General features: G+C 72.5%; 24 protein-coding genes. 6 read left to right on the top strand and 18 right to left on the bottom strand.

All coding sequences use genetic code 11. The annotated features are described in order from the left end of the window. Nucleotides 1–4 precede the first annotated feature (4 nt). From E2C05_RS08800 to E2C05_RS08810, 3 genes are all read right to left on the bottom strand, one after another. On the bottom strand, nucleotides 5–505 hold the full coding sequence (locus E2C05_RS08800) for a phosphatase domain-containing protein (protein WP_133219241.1): 501 nt from the start codon (nucleotides 503–505) through the stop codon (nucleotides 5–7). Next, nucleotides 502–939, bottom strand: a complete 438-nt coding sequence (locus E2C05_RS08805) for an NUDIX hydrolase (protein ID WP_133219242.1) — start codon at nucleotides 937–939, stop codon at nucleotides 502–504. Before E2C05_RS08805 ends, E2C05_RS08800 begins: the two co-directional genes overlap by 4 nt. Nucleotides 940–1240: 301 nt before the next feature. Next, entirely contained in the window at nucleotides 1241–3181 is a 1941-nt protein-coding gene (locus E2C05_RS08810) for a PhoX family protein (protein WP_133219243.1), read from the bottom strand. Between the two features lie 444 nt (nucleotides 3182–3625). On the opposite strand from E2C05_RS08810, the gene E2C05_RS08815 reads away from it, so the two are divergent. The 4 genes from E2C05_RS08815 to E2C05_RS08830 are packed head-to-tail and all read left to right on the top strand — an operon-like array spanning nucleotide 3626 to nucleotide 8295. After that, nucleotides 3626–4795, top strand: coding sequence for an epoxide hydrolase family protein (locus E2C05_RS08815; protein ID WP_133219244.1), 1170 nt, complete (start codon nucleotides 3626–3628; stop codon nucleotides 4793–4795). A 7-nt stretch (nucleotides 4796–4802) separates the two neighbouring features. Beyond that, nucleotides 4803–5822 carry a zinc-binding alcohol dehydrogenase family protein gene (locus E2C05_RS08820; RefSeq protein WP_133219245.1) on the top strand — a complete coding sequence of 340 codons (1020 nt, stop codon included), beginning with the start codon at nucleotides 4803–4805 and terminating at the stop codon, nucleotides 5820–5822. A gap of 11 nt (nucleotides 5823–5833) precedes the next feature. Next, entirely contained in the window at nucleotides 5834–6625 is a 792-nt protein-coding gene (locus E2C05_RS08825; protein ID WP_133219246.1) for a 2-keto-4-pentenoate hydratase, read from the top strand. A gap of 26 nt (nucleotides 6626–6651) precedes the next feature. Next, a complete protein-coding gene (locus E2C05_RS08830) occupies nucleotides 6652–8295 on the top strand; it encodes a GMC family oxidoreductase (RefSeq protein ID WP_133219247.1) in 1644 nt (547 codons plus the stop codon). A 69-nt stretch (nucleotides 8296–8364) separates the two neighbouring features. Here E2C05_RS08830 and E2C05_RS08835 read toward each other — a convergent pair whose 3' ends face one another. The 10 genes from E2C05_RS08835 to E2C05_RS08880 form a co-directional block, all read right to left on the bottom strand. After that, on the bottom strand, nucleotides 8365–8703 hold the full coding sequence (locus tag E2C05_RS08835) for a hypothetical protein (protein WP_133219248.1): 339 nt from the start codon (nucleotides 8701–8703) through the stop codon (nucleotides 8365–8367). 66 nt (nucleotides 8704–8769) lie between these two features. After that, complete coding sequence (locus tag E2C05_RS08840; protein WP_240046664.1) at nucleotides 8770–10113, bottom strand: LLM class flavin-dependent oxidoreductase; 1344 nt, start codon at nucleotides 10111–10113, stop codon at nucleotides 8770–8772. A 160-nt stretch (nucleotides 10114–10273) separates the two neighbouring features. After that, nucleotides 10274–10876, bottom strand: a complete 603-nt coding sequence (locus E2C05_RS08845) for a glutathione S-transferase (RefSeq protein WP_133219249.1) — start codon at nucleotides 10874–10876, stop codon at nucleotides 10274–10276. Nucleotides 10877–10889: 13 nt separating this feature from the next. Continuing rightward, nucleotides 10890–11861: a hydroxyacid dehydrogenase gene (locus E2C05_RS08850; RefSeq protein ID WP_158292026.1), complete on the bottom strand. Its 972-nt coding sequence runs from the start codon at nucleotides 11859–11861 to the stop codon at nucleotides 10890–10892. 67 nt (nucleotides 11862–11928) lie between these two features. Then, nucleotides 11929–12276 carry a hypothetical protein gene (locus tag E2C05_RS08855; protein ID WP_133219251.1) on the bottom strand — a complete coding sequence of 116 codons (348 nt, stop codon included), beginning with the start codon at nucleotides 12274–12276 and terminating at the stop codon, nucleotides 11929–11931. 59 nt (nucleotides 12277–12335) lie between these two features. Beyond that, nucleotides 12336–12992: an ABC transporter ATP-binding protein gene (locus E2C05_RS08860; RefSeq protein ID WP_133219252.1), complete on the bottom strand. Its 657-nt coding sequence runs from the start codon at nucleotides 12990–12992 to the stop codon at nucleotides 12336–12338. Continuing rightward, nucleotides 12985–13800, bottom strand: a complete 816-nt coding sequence (locus tag E2C05_RS08865; RefSeq protein WP_240046665.1) for an ABC transporter ATP-binding protein — start codon at nucleotides 13798–13800, stop codon at nucleotides 12985–12987. The genes E2C05_RS08860 and E2C05_RS08865 overlap by 8 nt, the downstream gene beginning before the upstream one ends. A gap of 29 nt (nucleotides 13801–13829) precedes the next feature. After that, entirely contained in the window at nucleotides 13830–14840 is a 1011-nt protein-coding gene (locus E2C05_RS08870; RefSeq protein ID WP_133219254.1) for a branched-chain amino acid ABC transporter permease, read from the bottom strand. Further along, the gene (locus E2C05_RS08875; protein ID WP_133219255.1) at nucleotides 14837–15772 is read right to left on the bottom strand and encodes a branched-chain amino acid ABC transporter permease; all 936 of its coding nucleotides are present in this window, start codon (nucleotides 15770–15772) and stop codon (nucleotides 14837–14839) included. The genes E2C05_RS08870 and E2C05_RS08875 overlap by 4 nt, the downstream gene beginning before the upstream one ends. 10 nt (nucleotides 15773–15782) lie before the next feature. Next, the gene (locus E2C05_RS08880; RefSeq protein WP_133219256.1) at nucleotides 15783–17099 is read right to left on the bottom strand and encodes an ABC transporter substrate-binding protein; all 1317 of its coding nucleotides are present in this window, start codon (nucleotides 17097–17099) and stop codon (nucleotides 15783–15785) included. A 138-nt stretch (nucleotides 17100–17237) separates the two neighbouring features. Between E2C05_RS08880 and pdxY the strand changes: the two genes are divergently transcribed. Next, nucleotides 17238–18086: a pyridoxal kinase PdxY gene (gene pdxY / locus E2C05_RS08885; RefSeq protein ID WP_133219257.1), complete on the top strand. Its 849-nt coding sequence runs from the start codon at nucleotides 17238–17240 to the stop codon at nucleotides 18084–18086. Nucleotides 18087–18090: 4 nt separating this feature from the next. On the opposite strand, the gene E2C05_RS08890 is transcribed toward pdxY, so the two are convergent. Next, nucleotides 18091–18582, bottom strand: coding sequence for a hypothetical protein (locus E2C05_RS08890; RefSeq protein WP_133219258.1), 492 nt, complete (start codon nucleotides 18580–18582; stop codon nucleotides 18091–18093). A gap of 101 nt (nucleotides 18583–18683) precedes the next feature. On the opposite strand from E2C05_RS08890, the gene E2C05_RS08895 reads away from it, so the two are divergent. After that, entirely contained in the window at nucleotides 18684–19712 is a 1029-nt protein-coding gene (locus tag E2C05_RS08895) for an amino acid ABC transporter substrate-binding protein (protein WP_133219259.1), read from the top strand. A 196-nt stretch (nucleotides 19713–19908) separates the two neighbouring features. Here the strand turns inward: E2C05_RS08895 and E2C05_RS08900 are convergent, their stop codons facing one another. The 4 genes from E2C05_RS08900 to E2C05_RS08915 form a co-directional block, all read right to left on the bottom strand. After that, nucleotides 19909–21207 carry a dicarboxylate/amino acid:cation symporter gene (locus E2C05_RS08900; protein WP_133219260.1) on the bottom strand — a complete coding sequence of 433 codons (1299 nt, stop codon included), beginning with the start codon at nucleotides 21205–21207 and terminating at the stop codon, nucleotides 19909–19911. 120 nt (nucleotides 21208–21327) lie between these two features. Then, nucleotides 21328–22056 carry a transporter substrate-binding domain-containing protein gene (locus tag E2C05_RS08905; RefSeq protein ID WP_133219261.1) on the bottom strand — a complete coding sequence of 243 codons (729 nt, stop codon included), beginning with the start codon at nucleotides 22054–22056 and terminating at the stop codon, nucleotides 21328–21330. A gap of 216 nt (nucleotides 22057–22272) precedes the next feature. Then, complete coding sequence (locus E2C05_RS08910) at nucleotides 22273–23310, bottom strand: ABC transporter substrate-binding protein (protein ID WP_133219262.1); 1038 nt, start codon at nucleotides 23308–23310, stop codon at nucleotides 22273–22275. A gap of 223 nt (nucleotides 23311–23533) precedes the next feature. Beyond that, on the bottom strand, nucleotides 23534–24802 hold the full coding sequence (locus E2C05_RS08915) for a right-handed parallel beta-helix repeat-containing protein (RefSeq protein WP_133219263.1): 1269 nt from the start codon (nucleotides 24800–24802) through the stop codon (nucleotides 23534–23536). Between the last annotated feature and the right edge of the window lie 267 nt (nucleotides 24803–25069).

Consider the following 25069-nt stretch of genomic DNA (forward strand, 5'->3'; position numbering starts at 1 on the left):
CGCCTCAGCCTGCCGGGAAGGGGCGGGGGCCGTCCCGGATGAAGGCCTCCTGCGCGGCGGTCTCGATCGCGCCGGGGCGGGCGGCGCGCACCGCGGCGATGGCCGCGGCCGCGGGCATGCCGAAGCCGGTCAGCACCCAGGCTGCGACCATCCCGCTGCGGCCCAGCCCGGCGGCGCAATGCACCGCCACCCGCCCGCCCCCGGCCCAGCAGGCCCGCAGGCCGGGCGCGATCCCGGCCCAGGCGGCCAGGGCCGCGGCATCCGGCACCCCATAGTCGGCGATGGGCATGGCATGGTGCCGCAGCCCGGCCCCCAGGGCGGCCGGCGGCAGGTCGGGCACGCCGAGGCGCGCCAGTTCAGCCGGCCCGGCCAGGCTCAGCAGGTGGATGGCGCCCCAGGCGCGGATGGCGGCCAGGTCCGCCGCCAGGTCCCGCCCATCCCGGCCCGGGCAGGCCATGATCCCCAGCGCCCCGCCGCCCGGAAGCGGCAGGACGGCGATCCTCACGCGGCCGACGGGGCGGCGAGGCGCAGCATCAGCGCGCCAAGGTCGCCCTCATGCACCAGGCGGGCGGCCTCCTCCAGCGTGAACCAGCGCCGCTCGCGCTCGGCCTGTTCCGGCCAGCGGTCCAGCAGCACCTCCACCTCCAGCGGGTAGACCGTCACCTCGCAGGGCAGGTCGCCGCCATCGGGCATGCGCTTGCGGTAGCTGTAGTGGCCGATCGGCGTCGCGGCGACCTGGCCGCGCACGCCCGCCTCCTCGAAGGCTTCCCGCGCCGCCTGCTCCGCCGCGCTGCGGCGCGCCTCCACCCAGCCCTTGGGCAGCACCCAGCGGCGGGTCTCCCGGCTGGTCACCAGCAACACCTCCACGCTGTCCCCCTGGTGGCGGAGGGGGAGGGCGGCACATTGCTGGCGGCGGAGATGGGTGAGGCTGCGCGGCATGATGGTTTGATCCTGAACCTGTCAGGCCAGCCCAATCTACGGATGAATTTGCCCTAAGGTTGAGGGGCACCGCAGGAATCCGTAATTTCACGCCTCTGTCGCATGCGCTGGGCCGCATGGGCCGGGCCGCCGCACGGCCCTCTCGACGATGGCGGGCAGGCCGAAGGCGGCTGGGCGGCGAAGCCCTGCCGGCGGGGCGGATCGCGGCGGCGGGCGGTTCACGCCCCCCCGACCAGCGGCAGGGTGCGGCAGGGGCCAGGCTGTCCCGCGCCCGGGTGGCCACGCCCTCCCGCGTCGCGACCTACCCGATGGCGCCGCCATCCCGCCGGACGATGGCGATGACCGAGGGGCGCGGCGGCGCCCCCTCCCGGAAGTCCGGCCAACGGGTGGAGGGGCGTTCGAAGGTGCTGCCGGCATCCTCCCCGGGATGCTGGATGGCGAGGAAGACGGTGCGGTCGTCCGGGGTGAATTTCGGCCCGCAGACCTCGGCCCCGGTGGGCGCCTGGTAGAACAGCCGGGTCAGCGCCCGGCCCGGCCCGCTGGTGTCGGCGGCATAGAGGCCGTCCGCCACCCCGGCGGCGATCGGGGCGCCGTCGGTGGCGATCCAGATCCGCCCCTTGCTGTCGAAGGCGCAATTGTCGGGGCAGGACAGCCAGCCATCATTGCTGATGCCGCGGTGGTACTGCGTGCCGGGGTCGATCCCCGGCTTGCCGGCGGCGAGGAAGATGCCCCAGCGTGCCTCCTCCGCCGCATGGTCCACCCGGGCGGTGCCGGCGCCGGGCGGGACGATCTCCAGGACATGGCCGTGGATGTTGGCGGCGCGCGGGTTGGCGGCGTTCACCTGCTCCGCCTTCCGGTTGCCGTTGTTGGTCAGCATGACATAGACGCGGCCATTGGCCGGGTTGGTCTCCACATCCTCCGGCCGGTCCATGGGCGTGGCGCCCAGCAGGTCGGCGGCGCGCCGCGCCTCGATCACCACGTCGCCCTGGGAGGCGAAGCCGTTCGCCTCGGTCAGCGGGCCCCGGCCATGGACCAGGGGCAGCCAGCGCATGGTCCCGTTCGCCTCGAACCGCGCGACATAGAGCGTGCCCTCGTCCAGCAGGTCGCGGTTGGCGGCCGGGTTGGCCGGGTCCCAGGGCCGGGCGGTGACGAATTTGTAGACATACTCGAAGCGCTCGTCGTCGCCGGAATAGAAGGCCACGCGGCCATCGGCGCTGACGGCATGGGTGCAGCCCTCATGCTTGAAGCGACCGAGGGCGGTGCGCTTCACCGGCACGCTCTGCGGGTCGTAGGGGTCGAATTCCACCACCCAGCCGAAGCGGTTCGGCTCGTTCGGCGTCGCATCCAGGTCGAAGCGCGGCTCGTAGCGGTTCCAGCCGAAGATGGGCTGCTTCTGGATGCCGTAGCGCTTGTAGGCGGCGGCCTGGGGGCCCGCCTCGGCGGCCTCCCCGCCGAAATACATGTTGAAATTCTCCTCGCCCGTCAGGACGGTGCCCCAGGGCGTGTTGCCGCCGGCGCAATTGTTCATCGTGCCGCGCACGCGGGTGCCGTCCGGATCCTCCGCGGTCCGCAGCCGCGCATGCCCGGCCGCCGGGCCGCTGAGGCGCATCGGCGTCTCCACCGTGATGCGGCGGTTCCAGCGCCCGTCCTTCACGTAGGACCAGCGGCCATCCTGCCTGCGCACCTCGACCACCGAAAGGCCCATGGCCGCGCGCTCGATCGCGCATTGCTCGGCGCTGACGCGCGCCCGCGCCTCCCGCCCCGAGCCCAGGCCGGGGAACATCAGGTTGGTGTTGGTGTATTCATGGTTCACCACCAGCAGGCCGCGTTCCGCCGCGCGGCTGCCCTGCGGCAGCGGGAAGAAGTCCAGGTAGTCGTTGTTGTAGCCGAATTGCCGCGCCTGCGCCTCCGCGCTCTGGCGGTGCGGGTCGTGCTCCGGCGCATCGGGCAGGATGGGGTCGCCCCAGCGGATCACCAGCTGGATCTCATGCCCTTCCGCCACGGCATCGCGCTGCGACAGCTGGTGCCGCAATTCCGGGAAGCCGAGGCTGGAGGGGCCGCCCTGCGGCGTGTTCCCGGTATCCTGCGCCATGACCGGCAGGGCCGCGGCGGCGGCGGCGGCGACGCCCAGCAGGCCGCGGCGGGACAGGCGTTCGGCGATCAGCTCGCCGATCGGCCGGCGCGGGTCGGGGTTGCTGCCGATATCCTCGATCTCGATCGGGGCGTCTGGCGTCTCGGGCATGGGGTATCTCGGGGTCACGGGCAGCGGAATGGATCGGGACTCTGGCGCTGCCGCCCCCCGGATGTCCAGGGACAGGCCGATGACGACCCGCCGGCGCCCGGCCGCCCATGGCAGCCGCGCCCGGATGATCCGCGGCAGCGGTGGCGCCAGCGCATCGTTGCCCCGGCCGCCCTTGCCTGTCCGCATGCACCTGCGCTCCGGCTCGTCGCGCTCAGGCCCTCCGCGCGCATCCGCGTGCAGCCCCTCCGCGCGCATCCGCGTGCAGCCCCTCCGCGCGCATCCGCGTGCAGCCCCTCCGCGCGCATCCGCGCGACGCCCTTTCGCGCGCATCCGCGCGCCGCCCCTCCGCGCGCATCCGCGCGACACCCGCTCCATCCCGCCCGGCCGGGCTTCCCCGCGCCGGCCGGCCGTCGCATCCTGCCGCCCAAGCAGGAGGACCGCCCGATGACCCAAGCGCCCCGGCCCTTCACGCTGGCCGTTGCGGAGGCCGACCTGGCCGACCTGAAGGCCCGCCTGGCCCGCACCCGCCTGCCGGACCAGGCGCCCACCCCGGCCGGCCAGCCCTGGGCCTATGGCACCAGCGTGGACTACCTCTCGGACCTGATCGGCCACTGGCGGGAGGGGTTCGACTGGCGCGCGCAGGAGGCGGCGCTGAACGCCTTCCCGCAATACCAGGTGCATCTGCACGGCATCGACCTGCATTACCTGCACGTGCCGGGGAAGGGACCCGCGCCGACGCCGCTGCTGCTGATGCATGGCTGGCCCGGGTCGGTCTACGAGTTCCTCGACATCATCCCGCGCCTGACCGACCCGGCGGCCTTCGGCGGCGACCCGCGGGATGCCTTCACCGTCATCGCTCCCTCCCTGCCCGGCTACGGCCTGTCCTTCGCGCCGGGGCAGAAGCGCTTCGGCATCCAGGACATCGCCGACTGCCTGGCGCATCTGATGACCGGGGTGCTGGGCTTCCCGCGCTTCGCCGCGCAGGGCGGCGACTGGGGCGGCTTCACCGCCTCCTGCCTCGGCGCCACCCACCCCGAGAAGCTGATCGGCATCCACATCAACCTCCTGGCGGTCCGCCGCGATGCCTCCCTATTCGCCGGGGCGCTGTCGGAGGAGGAGCAGCGCTACCGCAGCGAGATGGAGCACTGGCTGAAGGAGGAGACCGGCTACCAGTGGATCCAGGGCACGCGGCCGCAGACCCTGGCGGCGGCGCTGGCCGACAGCCCGGCCGGCCTGGCCGCCTGGATCGCCGAGAAATTCCACGCCTGGACCGACAATGACGGCCGCATCGAGAGCGCCGTCAGCCGCGACCGGATGCTGGCGAACATCACGCTCTACTGGTTCACCGGCTGCATCGGCGCATCCTTCTGGCCCTACTACGCCCGGATGCACGGGCCCTGGCCGATCCCGGACGGGAAGACGGTGGACGTGCCGATGGGCTATTGCCAGTTCCCGCGCGAGATCCTGAAGCCGCCGCGCAGCCTCGCGGCGCGCAGCTACACCGATATCCGCCGCTGGACGGTGATGCAGAAGGGCGGGCATTTCGCCGCGCTGGAACAGCCGGAAGCCCTGGCCGCCGAGGTGCAGGCCTTCTTCCGCGGATTGAGGGGATGATGGAGTGATGCGAGCCGTCGGCTTCACGCAGAAGGCGCTGCCGATCGAGGATGAGCGGTCGCTGCTGGACCTGGACCTGCCGGATCCCGGCCTGCCGCAGGGGCATGACCTGCTGGTGCGGGTCCAGGCCGTGTCGGTCAATCCGCGCGACATGAAGAGCCGGATGACCATGGACGCCTCGCCGGAGAAGCCGGTGGTGCTGGGCTATGACGCATCCGGCGTGGTGGAGGCGGTGGGGCCGGACTGCACGCTGTTCCGCCCGGGCGATGCGGTGATCTATGCCGGCGTGCTGGACCGCCCGGGCAGCAATGCCGAGCTGCAGCTGGTGGATGAGCGCATCGTGGGCCGCAAGCCGCGCAGCCTGGACCATGCCCAGGCCGCGTCCCTGCCGCTGACGGCGCTGACCGCCTACGAGATGCTGTTCGACCGCATGCGCATCCCGCGCGGCGCCGAATCGTCCGGCAACGTCCTGCTGGTGATCGGCGGCGCCGGCGGCGTCCCCAGCATCGCCATCCAGCTTGCCCGCGCGCTGACCGGCCTGACCGTGGTGGCCACCGCCTCCCGCCCCGAGAGCGCCGCCTGGGTGCGGCAATGCGGCGCGCATCATGTGGTGGACCACAGCCAGCCGCTGCCGCCGCAGATGAAGGCGCTGGGCGCCGGACCCTGCCCCTGGATCTTCTCCACCCACACGAACACCGCGCGCTGGGCGGAGATGGCGCAGATCCTGGCGCCGCAGGGCAGCATCGGCCTGATCGACGACCCGGAGCCGCTGGACCTGCGCCTGCTGAAGTTCAAGAGCGCGGCGGTGCACTGGGAGGCGATGTTCACCCGCCCGATGTTCCGCACCAAGGACATGGTCCGGCAGCACGAGATCCTGTGCGAGGTCGCCGACCTGGTGGATGCCGGCACGCTGCGCGCCACCACCACCAGGGACTACGGCGCCATCAACGCCGCCAATCTCCGCGCCGCGCATGCGGCGATCGAGACCGGCAAGGCGGTGGGCAAGATCGTGCTGAGCGGCTTCTGAGGGTTCGGGCGATGCAGGACGCGACCGCGGCGCACGCCGCGCATGACCTGATCTGGGAAACCTGGCAGGCGGCCGGCCGCATCGCGGCGCTGCCGGACGGGCTGCGCCCGGCGACGCGGGCCGAGGGCTATGCCGTCCAGTCCCACCTGGAAGCGCGCAGCAGGACGCCGCTGTTCGGCTGGAAGATCGCCGCGACCAGTGCCGCCGGCCAGGCGCATATCGGCGTGGACGGCCCGCTGGCCGGCCGCATCCTGGCGGAGATGGTGGTGCCGGACGGCAGCGCCCTCACGCTGTCCGACAACGCCATGCGCGTGGCCGAGCCGGAATTCGTCTTCCGCATGGGACGCGACCTGCCGCCGCGCGCCGAGCCCTATGCCAGGGACGAGGTGCTGGACGCCGTCGCCGCGCTGCACCTGGGCATCGAGGTGCCGGACAGCCGCTTCGCCGATTTCGCCGCGGCCGGCGGGCCGCAGCTGATCGCCGACAATGCCTGCGCCCACCGCTTCGCCCTGGGGCCGGAGGCACCTTCGCTGTGGCGCGGCCTGGACCTGGCGCAGCACCGCGTGCGCTGCGTGGTGGCGCCGCGCTACGAGCGGGAGGGGATCGGGTCCAACGTCCTCGGCGATCCGCGCATCGCCCTGGCCTGGCTGGCCAACGAACTCTCCCGGCATGGCATCACGCTCCGTGCCGGGCAATGCGTCACCACCGGGACCTGCGCCGTGCCGCTGGCGATCCAGCCGGGCGATGCCGTCACGGTGGAGTTCGGCCCGCTTGGCAGCATGGGCCTGCGCTTCGTAGATTGACGGCCGATCCTCAGGACACGACGCACATGGCCGAGCCCGATGCCGACACCTTCGACTACGTCATCGTGGGCTCCGGCGCCGCCGGCTCCGTCCTCGCCAACCGGCTGAGCGCCGATGCCGGCGTCACCGTCTGCGTGCTGGAAGCCGGGCCGCCCGACCGCAACCCCTTCATCCACATCCCCGCCGGCTTCATCAAGACGCTGGTGGACCCGGGCGTCACCTGGCAGTTCAAGACCGAGCCGCTGGCGATGACCGGCGGCCGCCGCATCGCCACGACGCAGGGCCGCACGCTGGGCGGCTCCTCCTCCGTCAACGGCATGATCTACAACCGCGGCCAGCCCGCCGACCTCGACACCTGGGCGCAGCGCGGCAACCGCGGCTGGGGCTATGCCGATTGCCTGCCCTACTACCGCCGCAGCGAGAACCGGATCGGCGCCGCCGATGACAGTCGCGGCCGGAACGAGGATGGCATCCCCGTCACCGACATGGACTGGATCCATCCCCTGTCGGAGGCCTTCATCCAGGGCTGCCTCGGCCTCGGCATCCCGCGCTGCAAGGACTACAACAGCGGCAACCAGGCCGGCGTCGGCTATTTCCAGCGCGCCATCCGCAAGGGCCGGCGCGTCTCCGCCGCCGTCGCCTTCCTCAAGCCCGCGCTGGCGCGCAGGAACCTGGAGGTGCGGACCAATGCCCGCGCCAGCCGCATCCTGTTCGACGGCAAGCGCGCCGTGGGGGTGGAGTACCTCTCGGCGCCGGGCGCCGCGCCGCAGGCGGTGCGGGCCCGGCGGGAGGTGATCCTCTCCGCCGGCACGGTGAACACCGCGCGGCTGCTGCAGGTCTCGGGCGTCGGGCCGGCCGACCTGCTCGGCCGCCTCGGCGTGCCGGTGGTGCATGAGCTGCGCGGCGTCGGGTCCAATTTCCGCGACCACTACGCCTCCCGCTTCGTCATGCGCGCGCGGAAGGGCGTGGAGACGCTGAACGAGCTCTCGCGCGGGCTGAAGCTGGGCGCGCAGATCGCCCGCTGGGCGATGGGCAGGCCGAACATCCTGGCCACCTCGCCCAGCCATGTGCACGTCTTCTGGAAGAGCTTCGAGGGGCTGGACGAGCCTGATCTCCAGTGTGTCTTCACGCCGGGCAGCTATGCCGAGGGCAAGGTCTACGTGCTGGACGACTATCCCGGCGTGACCGCCGGCGCGTGGCAGCACCGGCCGGAAAGCACCGGCTGGGTCCGCGCCCGCAGCGCCAGCGTCTTCGAGGACCCGGAGATCAACCCCAACTACCTCTCCGACCCCATGGATGTCCGCGTGCATCTCGGCGGCATGCGGCTGCTGCGGCGCATGCTGGGCACGCCGGAACTCGGCAGGTATGTCGAGGCGGAGACGCTGCCCGGCCCCGATGTGCAGAGCGACGACGAACTGCTGGACTTCGCCAAGAAGAACGGCAGCACCACCTACCACCTGATCGGCACGGCGCGGATGGGGCCGGAGACCGACCCCACCACCGTCGTGAACGACCGCCTGCTGGTGCACGGCATGCAGGGGCTGCGCGTGGTCGATGCCTCCATCATGCCGAGCATGCCGAGTGCGAACACCTACGCGACGACCATGATGATCGCGGAGAAGGCGGCCGACTTCATCCGCGGCAGGGAAACACTCGCCGAGGCGGCCTAGCACCCAGGGAGGGCCCTGCCCTCCCTGGACCCACCCGCCAAAGGCCTTTCGGCCTTTGGAAACCTCGGGTCAGCGCCTCGGGCTCTGCGTCGCCGGCGACGGCACCGTCGTGCCGGTGTTGGGCGACGTGCCCTGGGACTGCGACTGCGCGCCGCTCATCGCCGCGCCGGAGCCGAGATTGCCCTCGGGGCGGTGCCGCGCCTGGGTGTCGCTGGCGCCGGGCGGCGCCGGGCTGTGCAGTTGCGGCTGCGGCGTCGCCGCGCCCGGCTGGCCGGTGCCGCCGGATTGCGCCGCGGCACGGTCCATGGCGGCGCCCGACTGCGTGTTGCCCTCCGGCCCGCGCGGCTGCGCCAGCGCCGGTGCGGCCAGCAGCGACGTCGCCAGCATCAGGGCATAGGTCGTCTTCATGGCATTCCTCCGGGTCGAACCCGCCGTCCCAACGCGGCAGGCCGTCCCGGGTGACGCCGCTGCCGCTCAGCCTTCGAAGAAGCGGTTCCCCGGCCGAGGCAGGCCGAGATTCTCGCGCAGCGTCGTCCCTTCGTAGTCCCGCCGGAAGATCCCGCGCCGCTGCAGTTCCGGCACCACGCGGTCGACGAACTCCTCCAGCCCCTGCGGCAGGTAGGGGAACATCACGTTGAAGCCGTCGCAGGCTTCCGTCTCCAGCCATTCCTGCATCTCGTCCGCGATCATCGCCGGCGTGCCGACCATGGCGAGGCCGGCGAAGCCGCCCAGGCGCTGCGCCAATTGCCGGACCGTCAGGTTCTCCCGCCGCGCCAGCCGGATCGCGCGCTCGCGCCCGCTCTTGCTCGCCTCGGTCTCCGGGATCTCCGGCAGCGGCCCGTCGGGATCGAATTTCGAGGCATCGACGCCGAGCGCCATGGAGAGCGACGCGATGGCGTTCGCGTAATGCACCAGGCTGTCGAGCCTGGCGCGCTTGGCCCGCGCCTCCTCCAGGCTGTCGCCCACCACCACGAAGCAGCCGGGCAGGATCTTCAGGTGGTCCCGGTTGCGGCCGAGCCGGTCCATGCGGCCCTTCACATCGGCATAGAAGGCGCGCGCCTCCTCGATGGAGGAGGAGGCACCGAACACCGCCTCCGCCGTCTCGGCCGCGATCTGCCGCCCGGCCTCCGAGGCGCCGGCCTGCACGATGACCGGCCAGCCCTGCACGGGGCGCGCGATGTTCAGCGGCCCGCGGACCGACAACTCCTCCCCCTTGTGGCCCAGCACATGCATCTTCGCAGGGTCGAAGAAGAGGCCGCTGGGGACGTCCCGCACGAAGGCATCGTCGGCGAAGGAATCCCACAGCCCGGTGACGACGTCGTAGAATTCGCGCGCCCGCTTGTAGCGCTCGCCATGCGCCATATGCGCATCCTGGCCGAAATTCAGCGCCGCGTCGGGGTTCGCCGTGGTCACCAGGTTCCAGCCGGCGCGCCCGTTGGAGATATGGTCCAGCGACGCGAATTTCCGGGCGATGTGATAGGGGTCGTTGTAGGTGGTGCTGGCCGTGGCGATCAGCCCGATGCGCTCCGTCACCATCGCCAGCGCCGACAGCAGCGTCAGCGGCTCGAAGGAGGTGACGGTGTGGCTGCGCTTCAGCGCCTCCACCGGCATGTTCAGCACCGCCATGTGGTCGGCCATGAAGAAGGCGTCGAAGCGGCCTTCCTCCAGCTTGCGGATCAGCCGGACATAGGCGTTCAGGTTGAAATTGGCGTCCGGCCAGGCGCCCGGGTAGCGCCAGGCGCCGGTATGGATGCTGATGGGGCGCATGAACGCGCCGAGACGAAGCTGTTTCGCGGCCATCGGGGGGGTCTCCGCCATTGGCCGGCAGCCTAGCGCGGATTGCCCCGGTTCCACCCCTGCAGAACGCGGATAACCGCCATACCTGATCCGTATCGTCCGGCGGCGGGCCGGCGTGACAGCCGGCCGGCCGGATGGCGGCGCCGGGGGCGCGGCCGCGCAGCGGCGCCGCGTGCCGGCATCAGGCGGCCGGCACGGACCCGGCCATGGAGGGGCGCGTCGCGAACCGCTCGAACCAGGCCGCCAGCTTCGGCCGGCCATGGCGCCAGCCGATATCCCCGAAGCGGAAATCCAGCCAGCCCAGGGCGCAGCCGATGCTGATGGTGCCGATGTCCACCCGGTCGCCGAAGCCCTCGGCCATGCCCTCCAGCACGTCCAGCGTGCCGGTCACCTTCTCCATCTGCCCGGCCTTCCAGGCGGCGGATTGCATCTCGGGCGTCCGCGTCACCGCCTCGTAGCGCAGCAGGATCCCGGCATCGAGGATGCCGTCGCCCATGCTCTGCTCGGTCAGCGCCCGCCAGCGCGCCGGGCCGGCGGCCGGGAAGATCCCGCCGCCCTTCAGCGCATCGAGGTATTCGCAGATCACCCGGCTGTCGAACAGCCTGATGCCGTCCTCCAGCAGCAGCGTCGGCACCTGGCCCAGCGGATTGTCGGCGACCACCGTGCGGTCGCGGTTGATTGGGTGCACCGCGCTCGGCAGGCGGTCCAGCGCGATGCCGAGTTCGGCGGCGACGACGGTCACCTTGCGGACGAAGGGCGATGCGGCGGAGAAATAGAGCTTCATGCGTGGGGTCTCCTCAGGCTCGGGCGATCTCGGCGTTGACCATGAAGGCGGGGTCGCGCCGCCCGTCCAGCACGTCCAGGATGTTCTGCGCCGCCTGCCGCGCCATGCGGGCCAGCCCTTCCTCGGTGCTGGCGGCGTTGTGCGGGCTGACGACGACATTGGGCAGGGCGAACAGGGGATTGCTGGCGTCGGAGGGCTCCACCTCCAGCACGTCCAGCCCGGCGCCCTGCAGCCGGCCGCCGCGCAGCGCCGCCACCAGCGCCGCCTGCGAGACGATCGGCCCGCGCGCCGTGTTCACCAGGATGGCGCCGGGCTTCAGCGCGGCGAAGGCGGCCTCGTCCATCAGGTGGCGCGTCGCGGGCGAGAGCGGGCAGTGCAGCGTCACCACATCGGCCTGGCGCAGCCCTTCGTGCAGGTCGCGCACCGGGGTGAAGCCATCGGCCGCGATGCGCGCGGGATGGAAGCCGGGATCCATGACCATGACCTCCATCCTGAAGGCCCGGCAGTAACTGGCCACCCGGCTGCCGATGCGGCCATAGCCCACCACCAGCACGCGCCGCCCGGCCAGGTCCACCATGCGCGGGTCCGGCCCGTCCCACCAGCCGCCCGCGGCGACATGGCGGTGGTGGTCCAGCCCGCGGCGCGCCACGGCCAGCATCAGCATCATGGCGTGCTCGGCGACGCTCAGGTCGTTGGCGCCGTTGGTCACCATCACCGGGATGTCGCGCGCGGTGCAGGCGGAGATGTCCACCGTGTCGAAGCCGACGCCGTAGCGGGAGACAACCTTCAGCCGCGGCGCGACGGCCAGCGCCGCCTGGTCCACCTTCTCCAGCCAGCACAGCACGGCATCGGCCGAGGAAAGGTGCTGGTGGAATTGCTCCACCGGCGGGTCGTGCAGCGTGACGATGTCGAGGTCGCTGCGGGCATCGAGCAGCGCCTGGCCGGCGGGGTGGAGCCTGCGGCAGAGCAGGATGCGGTTCGGCATGGTTTGGCGGTTCCTCCGGGCGGCCTTGCGCCCATGGTGCCGCCGAACCGGGTGCGCGCGAAGGGGGTCAGCGCCGCCCGCGCCGCCCGCTGAAATGCCGTGGCCCGCCCCAGCCGCCGGCATGGAAGCCGCCGTAATGGCCGCGATGCCCGTGCCACCAATGGCCGCGCCCGACGCCGATGCCGAGCCCGACGGAAGGGCCCCACCAGCCCGGCCCCCAATATCCCGGGCCATAGGCATGGCCGGGCGCAATGGCCAGCACCTGCGGCGGCGGCGCGACCCAGGGCTGTTCCTCCGGCCCCCAGGGGGCGCCGTGGTCCCATTCGTGCTGGGCGAGTTGTTCGGGGTTCGGCAGGGGCGTGGCGGGCTGGCCGGCGCAGGCGGCCAGCAGCAGCGGGGCGGCGAGGGCGGCCATCCATCGTGGCATCCCCCGCATATGGGCCTGCCGCGCCATCCGGTCAGCCCGCCGCCCGCTTACGCCGCGGCAATCTCGCCGCGCTCGATCACGAAGGTGCCCTCCACCAGCGGGCGGAGCAGTTCGGGGTTGCTCTCCGTGATCAGGATGGCGACCTCCGGCAGCGCCGCGTGCAAGCGCTTCAGCGCCTCCGCATACCGCAGCGCCAGCGCCGGGGCGAGGCCCTGGAAGGGCTCGTCCAGCAGCACCGCCCGCGTCCCGACCATCAGCGCCCGGCCCAGGGCCACCATCTTGCCCTGGCCGCCGGACAGGCCGGCGGCGCGGCGCGGCGCCAGGTCCTTCAGCTCCGGCAGCAGGGCGAAGACCGCGTCCAGCCGCCGCTGCACCTCGGCGGCGGGCAGCTTCAGCACCTGCGCCGGCAGCAGCATGTTCTCCTGCACGGAGAAGCTGCCGAACAGCCGCCGTTCCTCCGGCGCATAGCCGATGCCGAGCGCGGCGCGGCGATGCGCCGGCAGCGCGGTGGTGTCCTGCCCGTCGGTGACGACCCGGCCGGCGCGCACCGGCAGCAGGCCCATCAGCGTGCGCAGCGTGGTGGTCTTGCCGGCGCCGTTGCGGCCGATGAGCGCGACCCGGCCGCCCGGCGGCACCACGAGGTGGACGTCGCGCAGCACCGGCACGCCGGCGATGTCGACGGAGACGTCGTGCAGCTCAAGCATGGCCGGATTCCCTGGCGGGCAAGCCCGCCGGCGGCCCGGTCGGCGGCTCGATGCCGATGACGTCGCGCAGCACCGCCGGGTCCTTCAGCACGGTGGCCGGCGGGCCGAGGGCGGCGATGCGCCCCTGGCTCCAGACCGCGACGCGGTCGGCGAAGCGCTCCACCACCTCCATGTCGTGCTCGACGAAGACGGCGGTGACCTTCGCCTCCCGCAGCACCCGCACCAGCGTCTCCACCACGCCCATCTTCTCGGCCGCGGCGACGCCGCTGGTCGGCTCGTCCATCAGCAGCAGGCGCGGCTGCAGCGCCACCGCCATGGCGATGTCGGCCAGCTTGCGCGCGCCCTCGTTCAGCGCATCGGCGCGCTGCCCGGCCAGCGGCGCCAGGCCGAAGCGGTCCAGCACCGCCATCGCCTCCGTCCGCCAGGCCGGCCGCAGCAGCGGCGCCAGCGGCGACCACAGCCCGGCGCGGGCGGCGATGGCCAGCGCGGCATTCTCCAGCACCGTGTGCTCGGTGAACAGCTGGGGCAGCTGGAAGCTGCGGCCGATGCCGCGGGCGACGATGGCCCGCGGCGACAGGCCGAGGATCGGCTGGCCGTCATAGCTGATGCTGCCGGCCTGCGGGCGCAGGTAGCCGGTGGTCATGTTGATGAAGGTGGTCTTGCCCGCGCCGTTCGGGCCGATGATGGCGAGGAACTCGCCCGGCATGACGTCGAGGTCGATGCCGTCCGCCGCCTTGACGCCGCCGAAGGCGAGGCGGAGGCCGCGCGCCGAGAGCAGGGGCGCAGTCCCCTGGCGCGGCCGATCCACGGCCTCGTCCCCCGGCCGACCGGACGCGCTCATGCGCCCCGCCCCCGCAGCCGGCCCGACAGCATCCCCCAGATGCCGCCGGGGGCAAACAGGATGACCAGCAGCAGCACGCTGCCGAGGATGAGCTGCCAGGCCTCCGCCACCGCCGCCGCGGCATAGACCCGCACCAGCTCGAACCCGGCGGCGCCGAGGAAGGGGCCGAGCGCGCTGCCGGCGCCGCCGAGGATGGCGATGAAGACCAGCTCGCCGGAGGAGGTCCAGTAGGCGAGCTGCGGCGTGACGTGCCGGCTGGTCATCGCCACCAGCGCCCCCGCCGCGCCGCCCATCAGGGCGGAGAGGACATAGGCGAAGAGCAGCACGCGGCGGGCGGAGATGCCCATGAATTCCAGCCGCGTCTCCCGCGTCTTGATGCCCGCCAGCGCCCGCCCCATGGGGGAGCCGAGATAGGCCCGCACCAGCAGGCCGAAGCCGATGGCCAGCAGCAGGGCGAGGCCGAACATCAGCCATTCCTGGGTCTCGCGCCCCGGCACCGTGCCGGCGAAGCGCAGCGCGGCGACGCGGATGCCGTCGGTGCCCTTGGTGTAGTCGTAGAGCTTCTCGAGCAGCGAGTAGAGCACCATGGAGAGCGCGAGGTTGAGCATGCCGAAGAAGATGTCGCGGTAGCGCACGACGAAGAGCCCGACGGCGAGGCCGAGCAGCGTCGCCAGCAGCATGGCCAGCGGCAGCAGCAGCAGCACCTCCTCTATGCGGGGGGCGACGAAGGCGACGGTGTAGGCGCCGGTCGCCAGGAACATCGCATGCCCGAAGCTGACCTGCCCGGCGCGCAGCAGCAGCAGGATGCCGAGCACGGCGATGCCCTTGGCCAGCGCCAGGGTGAGGACGAATTTCAGCCAGGGCACCGCCCAGGCGACCAGGATGGCGGCGGCGGCGGCCAGCAGCGCCAGCGCCCCTTCCCGCGCCAGGGTGACGCCGGCCGGCCCCTGGGCGTGGACCTGGACATGGGCAGGGGCGGCGGCGGGGGCGTCCCGGTCCCCGCTCATACCCGGCGGGTTTCCAGCACGCCGAACAGGCCCTGCGGCCGGACCAGCAGGACGGCCACCATGATGATGTAGGGCACCACGACCTCGAATTCCGGGGCGAAATAGACGGCGACGCTGCGGCCGAGGCCGATCAGCAGCGAGGTGAGCGCCGCGCCCTCGATCTGGCCGAGGCCGGCGGTCGCCACCACGGCGAAGGAGAGCACGATGGTCTGCGCACCGATCCCCGGCACCAGGGAAGTGGTGGGGGAGGCGAGCGCGCCGCCCAGCGCGGCCAGCGCCGCGCCGAAGGTGAAGGTCAGCAGCGTCACGCGGGCGGCGTCGATGCCCATGGCCATCGCCGCTTCCTTGTCCGTGGTCACCGCCACGATCACCCGCCCGGTCAGCGTCCGCCGCAGGAACCAGGCGAGGCCGATGAGCGTCGCCAGCGCCACGCCGGGCAGCACGAAGAGCTGGTAGATGGTGAAGGGGATCACGTCGTCGCCGAAGGGCACGTCCACCGTGCCCAGCAGCTTCATCGGCAGGTCCTGCGAGACCGGCTGCACGCCCCAGATGAGCTTCTGCACGTCCTCGAGGATCATGAAGAGCGCGAAGGTGACGAGGAGCTGCAGCACCTCCTCCTGCCCGTAGATCCGGCGCAGCACCAGCCGTTCCACCAGCGGGCCGAGCACGGCGCCGACCAGCGCCGCGGCCAGCACCAGCGCCGCATAGCCCGCCCAGGGCGGCAGGCCGGCCGAGGCGAAGGCCAGGCCGAGCGAGGCGGCGCTGTAGGCGCCGATGGCGAAGAGGCTGCCATGCGCCACGTTGACGATGCGCAGCACGCCGAAGACCAGGTTGAGCCCGACCGCCACCATGAAGACCAGCGCCGCGTAGGCGAGGCCGTCCAGCAGCGCGAGGCCGAGAAGCAGCGTGTTGTCGGCGAGCCAGTCCGCCATGATGCCGGGCTCAGCCGGCGATCGGAGCGGGGACCTGCGCCAGCATCTCCGGCTTCAGCGTCTTCAGCCAGTCCACGCTCTTCTGCCCGACGGGGGTGGAGACCATGGCGGCGGGGAACATGATCATGTCCCGCGGCACGGCGAAGGGGAACCGGTCGTTGAAGCTGCTGAGGCCGACGATCTGGTCCTCCAGCCCCTGGCCGTCCTCCCGCAGGGTGATGGAGGAGGTGGGGGTGTCGAAGGTGAGGCCGCGGAAGGCGTTCGCCAGTTCCAGGTCGTTCGGCCAGCCGCCGCCCTTGGCCTGGATGGCGCGGCCGAGGCCGGCCTGCAGCGCGCTGATCGCCTGCGCCATGTGGTGGCAGGGATAGATCGGGTATTCGTTGTACTTCGCGCGGTAGGCATCGACGAATTTCGCCAGCCGCGCCGGGTCCTTCGGCTGCGGGTGGTTGTTCCAGTGGTCGCCGCGCGCGCCGATGACATGCCCGGCCGGCATGGTCCGGCCCAGCACCTGCATGGACGCCTCGGCGACCGGCAGGACGAAGGTGGACCGCTCGAAGAGCCGCCGCTCCGACGCCTGCCGCACCAGCGTGACCAGGTCGCCGCCCCAGCTCGTCGAGAGGATGACGTCCGGCCGCGCCGCCAGCAGCCGCGTCACCTCCGTGCTGTAGTCGGGCGCGCCGAAGCGGGGGAACATCTCCGCCACCACCCGCACGCCGGGCTTCAGCGCGTCCATCGCCGCCTTCCACAGCTCCCAGGAATCGCGGCCCCAGGCATAGTCCTGGTTGATGACCGCCAGGGTGCGGAAATCCGGCTTGTGCTTCAGCAGGTAGAGCAGCGGCGCCAGCACCTCCGGCGTGCCGTAGCCCTGGGTGCGGAAGGCGTAGGGGTGCTTGCCTTCCTCGAAGATCCGCTGGGTGCCGCAGTCCCACAGCAGCGTGGTCTTGCGCATCTCGTCCGACAGCGGGGTGCAGGCGAGGCAGGAGCCGGAGGAGATGGAGGCGAAGACGACATACACGCCTTCGTTCTGCACCAGCCGGCGATACTCGCCGACCAGGTGGTCGGTGCCCGGCGCCTCGTCCACGAAATAGGCGCGGACCGGCAGGCCGGCGATGCCGCCCGCCTTGTTGATCTCCTCGAACAGCAGCTCCGCCGCCTGCCGCGCCGGCACGCCGAAGACCGAGGCGGCGCCGGAGAGGAAGGTGGTGATGCCGATGCGCAGCTCGGTCGGCCGGGCCTGGGCGCGGGCATTGCCGCCGGCCAGCAGCAGGCTGCCGGCGGTGGCGGCGGCGCCCAGCAGGGCGTCGCGGCGGGTGATGGCGTCGTTCATGGCGTTTCGCTCCCTGCGTCCGGCGCGGCCCGGCTGCGGCGGAGCATGCCGGGGCGCCAGAGGGGTGTGAAGGGGGGGGGTGTGAAGGGCGGAGCCCCCGGTTGCCGGGCGCGCGGGGCGGGTCTAGCGTCCGCCGCCGTGAACATCCTTTCGATCCAGTCCTGGGTCGCCTACGGACATGTCGGCAATGCCAGCGCGGTCTTCCCGCTGCAGCGGCTGGGCGCCGAGGTCTGGGCGATCCACACCGTCCAGTTCTCCAACCACACCGGCTACGGCGCCTGGCGCGGCCAGGTCCTGCCGGCCTCGCTGATCGGCGACTGCGTGCAGGGCATCGCGGAGCGCGGCGTGCTCGGCCGCTGCGACGCGGTGCTGACGGGCTATGTCGGCGATGCCGCGACCGGCGAGGCGATCCTGGACGCGGTCGGGCAGGTGAAGGCGGCGAATCCGCGCGCCGTCTGGTGCTGCGACCCGGTGATCGGCGATGTCGGCCGCGGCATCTATGTCCGCGCCGGCATCCCGGAATTCTTCCGCGACCGGGCCCTGGCGCTGGCCGACATCGTCACGCCCAACCAGTTCGAGCTGGAATGGCTCACCGGCCGCAGCGTGGCGACGCTGGCCGAGGCGAGGGCGGCGGTGGCGGCGCTGCAGGCGGCGGGGCCGCGCTGCGTCCTGCTCACCTCGCTCCGCACCGCGGAGACGCCGGCGGATGCCATGGACCTGCTGGCGGCGGAAGGCGGCCAGGCCTGGCGGCTGCGCACGCCGCTGCTGCCGCTCTCGGTCAACGGCGCCGGCGATGCGATCGCCGCGCTGTTCCTGTTCCACCGCCAGCGCAGCGGCAGCGCGCGGGACGCGCTGGAACGCGCCGTCTCCTCCATCTACGGCGTACTGCGGCGGACGGCGGAGGCGGGATCGCGCGAGCTGCTGACGGTGGCAGCGCAGGATGAGTTCGTCGCGCCGTCCCGGCTGTTCGCGGCCGAGGCGTGCTGAGGCCTCAGCCCGGCCGGAAGCCCTCGATCAGTCGCGCCAGTTCCGGCTCCAACCCCGGCCAGTCCGCCAGCGGGGCGGAGGCGATGAGCAGCCAGCTGCGGTCCGGCGCGTAGACGCAGGCGGCGCGCACGCGCACCGGCAGGCCGCTGGGCTGGCCGGTGGCGGGCGCTTCCAGCATGTCGGCGGGCAGGCCGCCCAGCCGCAGATGCGTCTCCCCCGGCAACGGCGCGAAGCGGAAGGGGCGGAGGTTCTCCAGCGTCCGCGCCAGGTGGCCCGGCCGCGCCGGGGCCGGCACCGGGCGCTGCGCGCGGACCAGCAGCATGCCGGTCTCCGCCGCGCCGCGCGGCGCCGCGGCGTCGCGCAGCACGGTCCAGCCCAGGCCCTGGGCGACGATGCGCATCCGTTCGCCGTCCGGCAGGCGGAAGGGGGCCTGCGCGGCGGCGCCGGCGGGCAGCGCCAGCAGCGCGAAGGGAAGGACCAGCACGGCACGTCGCATGCACCGCAGGTGTGGCGGCGCCCGCCGCGCCGCAATCCCCCGCCGCGTTTGCGGTGCCGGAACGGGACGCGCATGATCCTGCCGCACCGGGAGAGACCGTGATGACGAAATCCCTGATCGCCGCCGCGCTGGCGCTGCTGCTGGCGGCACCCGCCGCGCTGGCGCAGCCGCAGCCGCCGGGCCCGACGCTCGCCGCCGTGAAGCAGCGGGACATGCTGGTCTGCGGCACCTCGACCGGCGCGGCCGGCTTCTCCCTGCCGGACAGCCGGGGCGAGTATCGCGGCCTGGATTCCGACCTGTGCCGCGCCATGGCCGCGGCGGTGCTGGGGGATGCGACGAAGATCCGCTGGGTGCCGCTGACCAGCCAGGCGCGGCTGCCGGCGCTGCAATCCGGCCAGGTGGACGTGCTGGCCCGCACCACGACCTGGACGCAGGTGCGCGACACCGCCAACGGGCTCAATTTCACCGTGGTGAATTTCTACGACGGCCAGGGCTTCATGCTGAAGGGGTCGCTCGGCATCGCCAAGCCGACCGACCTGCAGGGCGCCTCGATCTGCGTCGTCTCGGGCAGCACGAACGAGCTGAACCTGGCCGACTGGGCGCGGGTGAACCGGGTGGACTACCGGCCCGTGGTGTTCGAGCAGAACGACGAGGCGCGGCGCAGCTACCTGGCCGGGCGCTGCGACGCCTATTCCACCGATGCCAGCCAGCTGGCCGGGCTGCGCGCCAGCTTCCCCAACCCGGAGGAGCACGTGATCCTGCCGGAGATCATCAGCAAGGAACCGCATGCGCCGGTGGTGCGGCATGGCGACGACCAGTGGTTCGACATCGTCCGCTGGACCATCTTCGCCCTGCTGACGGCGGAGGAGCTGGGGATCACCCAGGCGAATGTGGAGTCGCAGCTGGCCAGCCCGAACCCGGAGGTGCGGCGGCTGCTGGGCCTGGCCGGCGACCACGGGCCGCTGATGGGGCTGGACCGCCGCTGGGCCTACAACGCCATCAAGGCGGTGGGGAATTACGGCGAGATCTTCGAGCGCAACCTGGGCATGGGCAGCCCGGTGAAGCTGCGCCGCGGGCTGAACGACCTGTGGACCCGCGGCGGCCTGATGTACGCGCCGCCCATCCGGTGACGGCGGCGCGTCGAGGAGGGCGCTGCCCTCCTCGAGCTCCACCCGCCAGGGGTCGGGCGACCCCTGGACCGGCCTGAGTCATCGGGGTCCCTCCAAGGGCGATTGAATTCATACGGGGGTCCGGGGGTCGGTTCGATCCCCGGCGGGTTGGGTCCGGGAGGGGCGGCGCCCCTCCTGCCATGCGCGCCCGGTCTCGTCAGGCCGCCGTCTTGGTCGGCACGAAGGTCTCCAGGTCGTCGTTGGCCGCGTCGGCGACATCCTCCGGCTCCGGCTTCATCTCGCCCTCCCACTTGCCGACCACGGCGGTGGCGAGGGAGTTGCCGATGACGTTGGTCGCCGACCGGCCCATGTCGAGGAACTGGTCGATGCCGATGATCAGCAGCAGGCCGGCCTCGGGGATGTTGAAGGTGGTCAGCGTCGCGGCGATGACGACGAGGGAGGCGCGCGGCACCCCGGCCATGCCCTTGCTGGTCAGCATCAGCAGCAGCAGCATGGTCGCCTGCTGGCCCCAGCTCAGCTCGATGTTGTAGGCCTGCGCGATGAAGATGGTCGCGAAGGTGCAGTACATCATCGACCCGTCGAGGTTGAAGGAATAGCCCAGCGGCAGGACGAAGCTGATGACCTTGCGGCTGACCGGGAAGCGGACCAGCTGCTCCATCAGCCGGGGATAGGCGGCCTCGCTGCTGGCGGTGCTGAAGGCCAGCAGGAAGGGCTGGCGGATCAGGCTGATCAGCTCGAACACCCGGCGGCCGAAGATCAGGAAGCCGACCGCGGCCAGCAGCGCCCAGAGGATGGCGAGGCCGAGGTAGAATTCGGCGACGAATTTCCCGTAGGTGAGGAGGATGCCGAGGCCCTGGGTGGTGATGATCGCCGCCATGGAGGCGAAGACGGCGAGCGGCGCCAGCAGCATGATGTAGCCGGTCACCTTCAGAATGACGTGGCTCAGCTCCTCGGTCCATTTCACCACGGTCTTCGCCTTCTCCCCCAGCGCGGCGCAGGCCACGCCGAAGAAGATGGAGAAGACGACGATCTGCAGGATCTCGTTCTGCGCCATCGCCTCGAACACCGAGCGGGGCACGAGATGCGCGACGAAATCCTTCAGCGAGAGCGAGGAGGTGCCGACCCCGCTGCTGGCGCCGGCATCCGGCAGCGGCAGGTCGAGATTGGCGCCGGGCTGCAGGATGTTGACCAGCACCATGCCCAGCAGCAGGGAGACGACGGAGGCGCTGATGAACCAGGCCATCGCCTTGCCGCCGATGCGCCCGACCGCCCGCGTGTCGCCCATATGCGCGACGCCGACCACGAGGGTCGAGAAGACCAGCGGCGCGATGATCATCTTGATCAGCCGCAGGAAGATGTCGGTGATGAGGGAGATGTAGCCGGAGATCGCCTTGGCGGTGTCCGGGTTGGGCCAGGTGGCGTGACAGACCGCGCCGGTGGCGATGCCCGCCACCATCCCGACCAGGATGAGGATCGTCAGCTGCTGCGTCCGCATGCGCCGCCCTCCCATGCTCCCCTCCGGCACCGCGGGGGAAGCAATTCTGGATACGGCAGGGTTAGCGCTGGCGGCGGCGTCGGGTTTCGCGCGGCCGTGAGTCCGGGCCGCGGGGCGGCGTCAGGCTGCCGGCGCCACCGACAGGCCGCGCACCTTGTGCCTGGCGATCAGCTCGGCGACCAGGCCGCTGCGCTTCGCCTCCTCGACGAAGTCGCGCAGCCAGGCGAAGCCGGCCTCGTTCGGCTTGCCGGTGCCGATCGCCTGCTGCACCGCCATGAACCGCCCGTCCAGGATGCGCGCGCCCGGCAGCGTGTCCACGTCGCTCAGCAGGCCGGGGCGCAGGCCAGCATAGACCTCCCCCTTGTCGGCGACGAATTGTTGGAAGGCGGCCCCGCCGCCGCCGGGCACCAGCACCAGCTTCGCCTGCCTGATGTTCCGCTCCAGCCACAGGGTGTAGGCGGCGCCGGCGCCGGAATAGATGCGCAGCCCCGGCCGGTCCACCTGGTCGAGCGCCGTGATGCCGGAGCCGGGCGGGACCAGATAGGTCGCCTCGATCTCGCAATAGGCGGCGCTGAAGCTGATCTTCGCCGCGCGCTGCGGCTCGGCGCCGATATTGGCGATGTCCCAGGCATCGGTGCCGGCGGCGTCGGCGATCTCGTTCGGCCGGGCGTAGGGGACGAGCTTCACCGGCACGCCCAGCCGCCGCCCGATCTCCCGCGCCATGTCGGGGGAGACGCCGTCCGGCTCCCCCTCCGGCGTCTTGCCGGTGACCAGAAGGAAATTCCCCATGTTGATCGCGGCGCGGAGCACGCCGGTCGGGGCGAGCTGGGAGACGACCTCTGGCGACATGCGCGGGCTTCCATCACTGCGTGTGGCGAGGGGCAGCGTGGCGAACGCGCCCAGCAGCGCGCGGCGATGCGGCATGCGCGGCCTCCCCCCGTATCCTTCCGCGGGATCAGACCGCATCCGCGCCGCCCCGGCAAGCCGCCGGCCGGGCGCGGGGGCGGCAGCGCGCCGGCGCCGGAGGCCCGGCGCGGACCTCCGGCGTTCCTCCCTGGCCCGCCGTCAGGCCTTGCCGATGCCGCGATTGACCAGGGACAGATCGAAGGCGCGGCGCCAGTCGAGGTCGCGCGGCAGCACGCCCACCTCCGCCACCGCGGCGTGGAAACGCTGCCAGCGCGCCTCCGTCATCGCGCCGATGCCGAGCGTCGCGGCATCGCCCGACCGCACGATCCCCGCCTCGTTCATCATCCGCGTGCCGAAGGCGAGCAGCGCATCCGGCATCTCCGGGTTGTGCTGTTTGATCAGCGCATTCGCCGCCGCCGTGTCGAAGCCGCCCGCCGGCCCCTTCAGGTACTGGTCCCACCCGGCCATGGTCGCATCCATGAAGCGCTGGATGGCGTCGCGCTTCTCGGCCAGCGTCCGCTGGCCGATATTGATGGTGGTGCCATAATTCTCGAAGCCGGCATCGTGCAGCAGCAGCGTGTCGGGCTGGATGCCGGCCTCGCGGATGGAGAAGGGCTCGCTGCCCAGATAGCCCTGCTGGACGATCTGCCTGTCCGCCAGGAAGGGCTGCAGGTTGAAGGTGTAGGGGCGGAGCTGATCCTCCCGCAGGCCGTATTTCCGCACCAGGAAGGGCCACCAGGTCACCCGCGCCTCGGCGCCCACCAGGATGGTGCGGCCGCGCAGCGCCTCGAACCCCGTCAGGCCGGTGTTCGGGTGCGCGATCAGCACCTGCATGTCCTTCTGGAAGATCGCGCCGATGCACAGGAAGGGGATGCTCTCCCGCACGAAATTCAGCGCCGACAGGCCATTGCCCATGGACATGTCGACGCGCCCGCCCAGCAGCAGCTGCGCCGGGTTGATCTGCGGCCCGCCGGTGCGCAGCTCCACCTCCAGCCCCGCCTGGCGGTACAGCCCGGCCGCCTGCGCCTGGTAGAAGCCGCCATGCTCCGCCTGGGCACGCCAGTTGGTCACGAAGGACAGCCTGTCGAGCCGCGGCTGCGCCCGCACCGGGCCGGGCGCCGCCACCAGCAAGGGCGCGCCGGCGCCCAGCAGGCCGAGCGCCGCGCGGCGCGAGACGGTGAAGCGCTGGATGGCCATGAGTTCCTGTCCTCCCCCCGGGCGCGGACGCTGCCTGCCGGCCCTTCTTCCCGCAAGGTGGCAGGCCGCGGCGGGACCGCAAGCGGCGGGCCTGGAGGCGCCGGCCGGGCGGGGCACGGGGCGGGTCCCCTTGGCAGGTCCCGGGTGGAGCGAGGTCGCCGTGGCGCCCGCCGCCGGCCCCCTCCGGGCGGATGATCCCGCCCCGGTCCGGTCCGGCCCCGGGTCAGCGCGTGCCCTGGTTGTGCTGCGCCGGCGTCAGATCCTCCCGCGGGGCGCGGGCGACCCGGCGGATGTCGATGCCCTCGGCGCGGTTGAAATCCGGCAGCGGCGTTGCCTCGAAGCGGTTCACGAAGGCCCAGGCGACGCCGCCATCCGCCGCCTGGCCCTCGCCGGCGGGGGGCGTGGGGCCGGTGATGCCGGCGGCGGCGGCGCGGTACAGGCGCAGCCCGGCGCGGCGGTACTCGCCGGCGGCCACCCGCTCGCCCGGGGCCCAGTCGCGGTAGAGCGCCGCATGGGTCATGACGCCCAGCTGCTGGGTCGGTCGCGGCTGGTCGTCATCGACCACGACCTCCGCCACCTGGTTGTGCTGCGCCACGCCGCCGAAGCCCTGCAGGAAGGCGATGCCGGCGCTCCAGGCCCGCCGGACCTCGTGCCGCTGGCTGTTGCCGGTGAAGGTGCCGCCCCGCAGCACGTTCCAAGATCCGTAGAAGGCGATGCCGTTGCCGGCGCAGTAGCGGCCGGTCAGGTTCTCCAGCCGGTTGTGGCTGCCGGTGATGGAATAGCAGTTGTCGCCGGTGCGCAGGGCGGTGCTGTCGCTCAGGCTGTTGCCATGGGTCTGCCAGGTCATCCCGACCAGCTCCAGCCCGCTGAACACGGTGCGCAGCCGGGTCAGCCGGTTGCCGTGCGAATCGCCGCGCAGGATGACGCCGAAGCCGCGCTGGCCGTGCAATTCCGCCCCGTCCACCAGATTGTCCTGGCTGTCGGCGATCGTCACCCCGTGCAGCCGGCTGCCGAGCACCGTCAGGTCGGCGATGGTCACGTCCCGCGTGCCATCGGCCAGCAGGATGCCGTCGCCCGGCCGCAGCAGCCGCAGCCGCTCGATCCGGCCGGAGGGGGTGCCGCGCAGCTCGATGACGCTGGCGGCGGGGGCATCGCCGGCATCGATGGTCAGCCCGGCGAGCAGGAAGCCGCCGGACCCGGCATCGCCGCGGAAGGCGCGGCCGCTGGCGCCGAGGACCAGGACCGGGTCGCCGGCGCCGACCAGCCGCATCCCGGCGGGAATGCGGAGGCCGCGGGCGAGGCCGCAGCGCGCGCCCGGCCGGTCGGCCTGCAGGACCACCCGCCCGCCCGCCCGGGTGGTGTCGGCGATCGCGGCCTCCAGCGCCGCGGTCACGTCGCCCCGGCAGGCCAGGTCCAGGTCGCTGGCGGCCGCCATCCCTGGCAGCAGGATGGCGGCGAGGCCGGGCAGGCGCAGCATCCGCGACAGGCGCATGGCGGCAATGCATCCACAGGTTGAATGCATACGATACGCAATCCACCGCGCGGGCTGCAATACGGCGCATGGCCGGCCCCGGCCCACCCCCGCCATGACCCGGCGGAACGGCCGGGCGCCGCGGGACGGGCGCCAGGGGCCAGGCGCCAGGAGACGGCCGCCGGGGAGGCTCGCCCGAAGGGGGGGCGATGACGGCGCCGGTCCCGCCACCCCGCGCGCCGGGGGCCGCGGGTCCGCGGCCCGCCGGGGGGGCGAAAGCGCGACCGG

Source organism: Paracraurococcus ruber, from assembly GCF_004353985.1.
GTDB classification, from domain to species: domain Bacteria; phylum Pseudomonadota; class Alphaproteobacteria; order Acetobacterales; family Acetobacteraceae; genus Paracraurococcus; species Paracraurococcus ruber.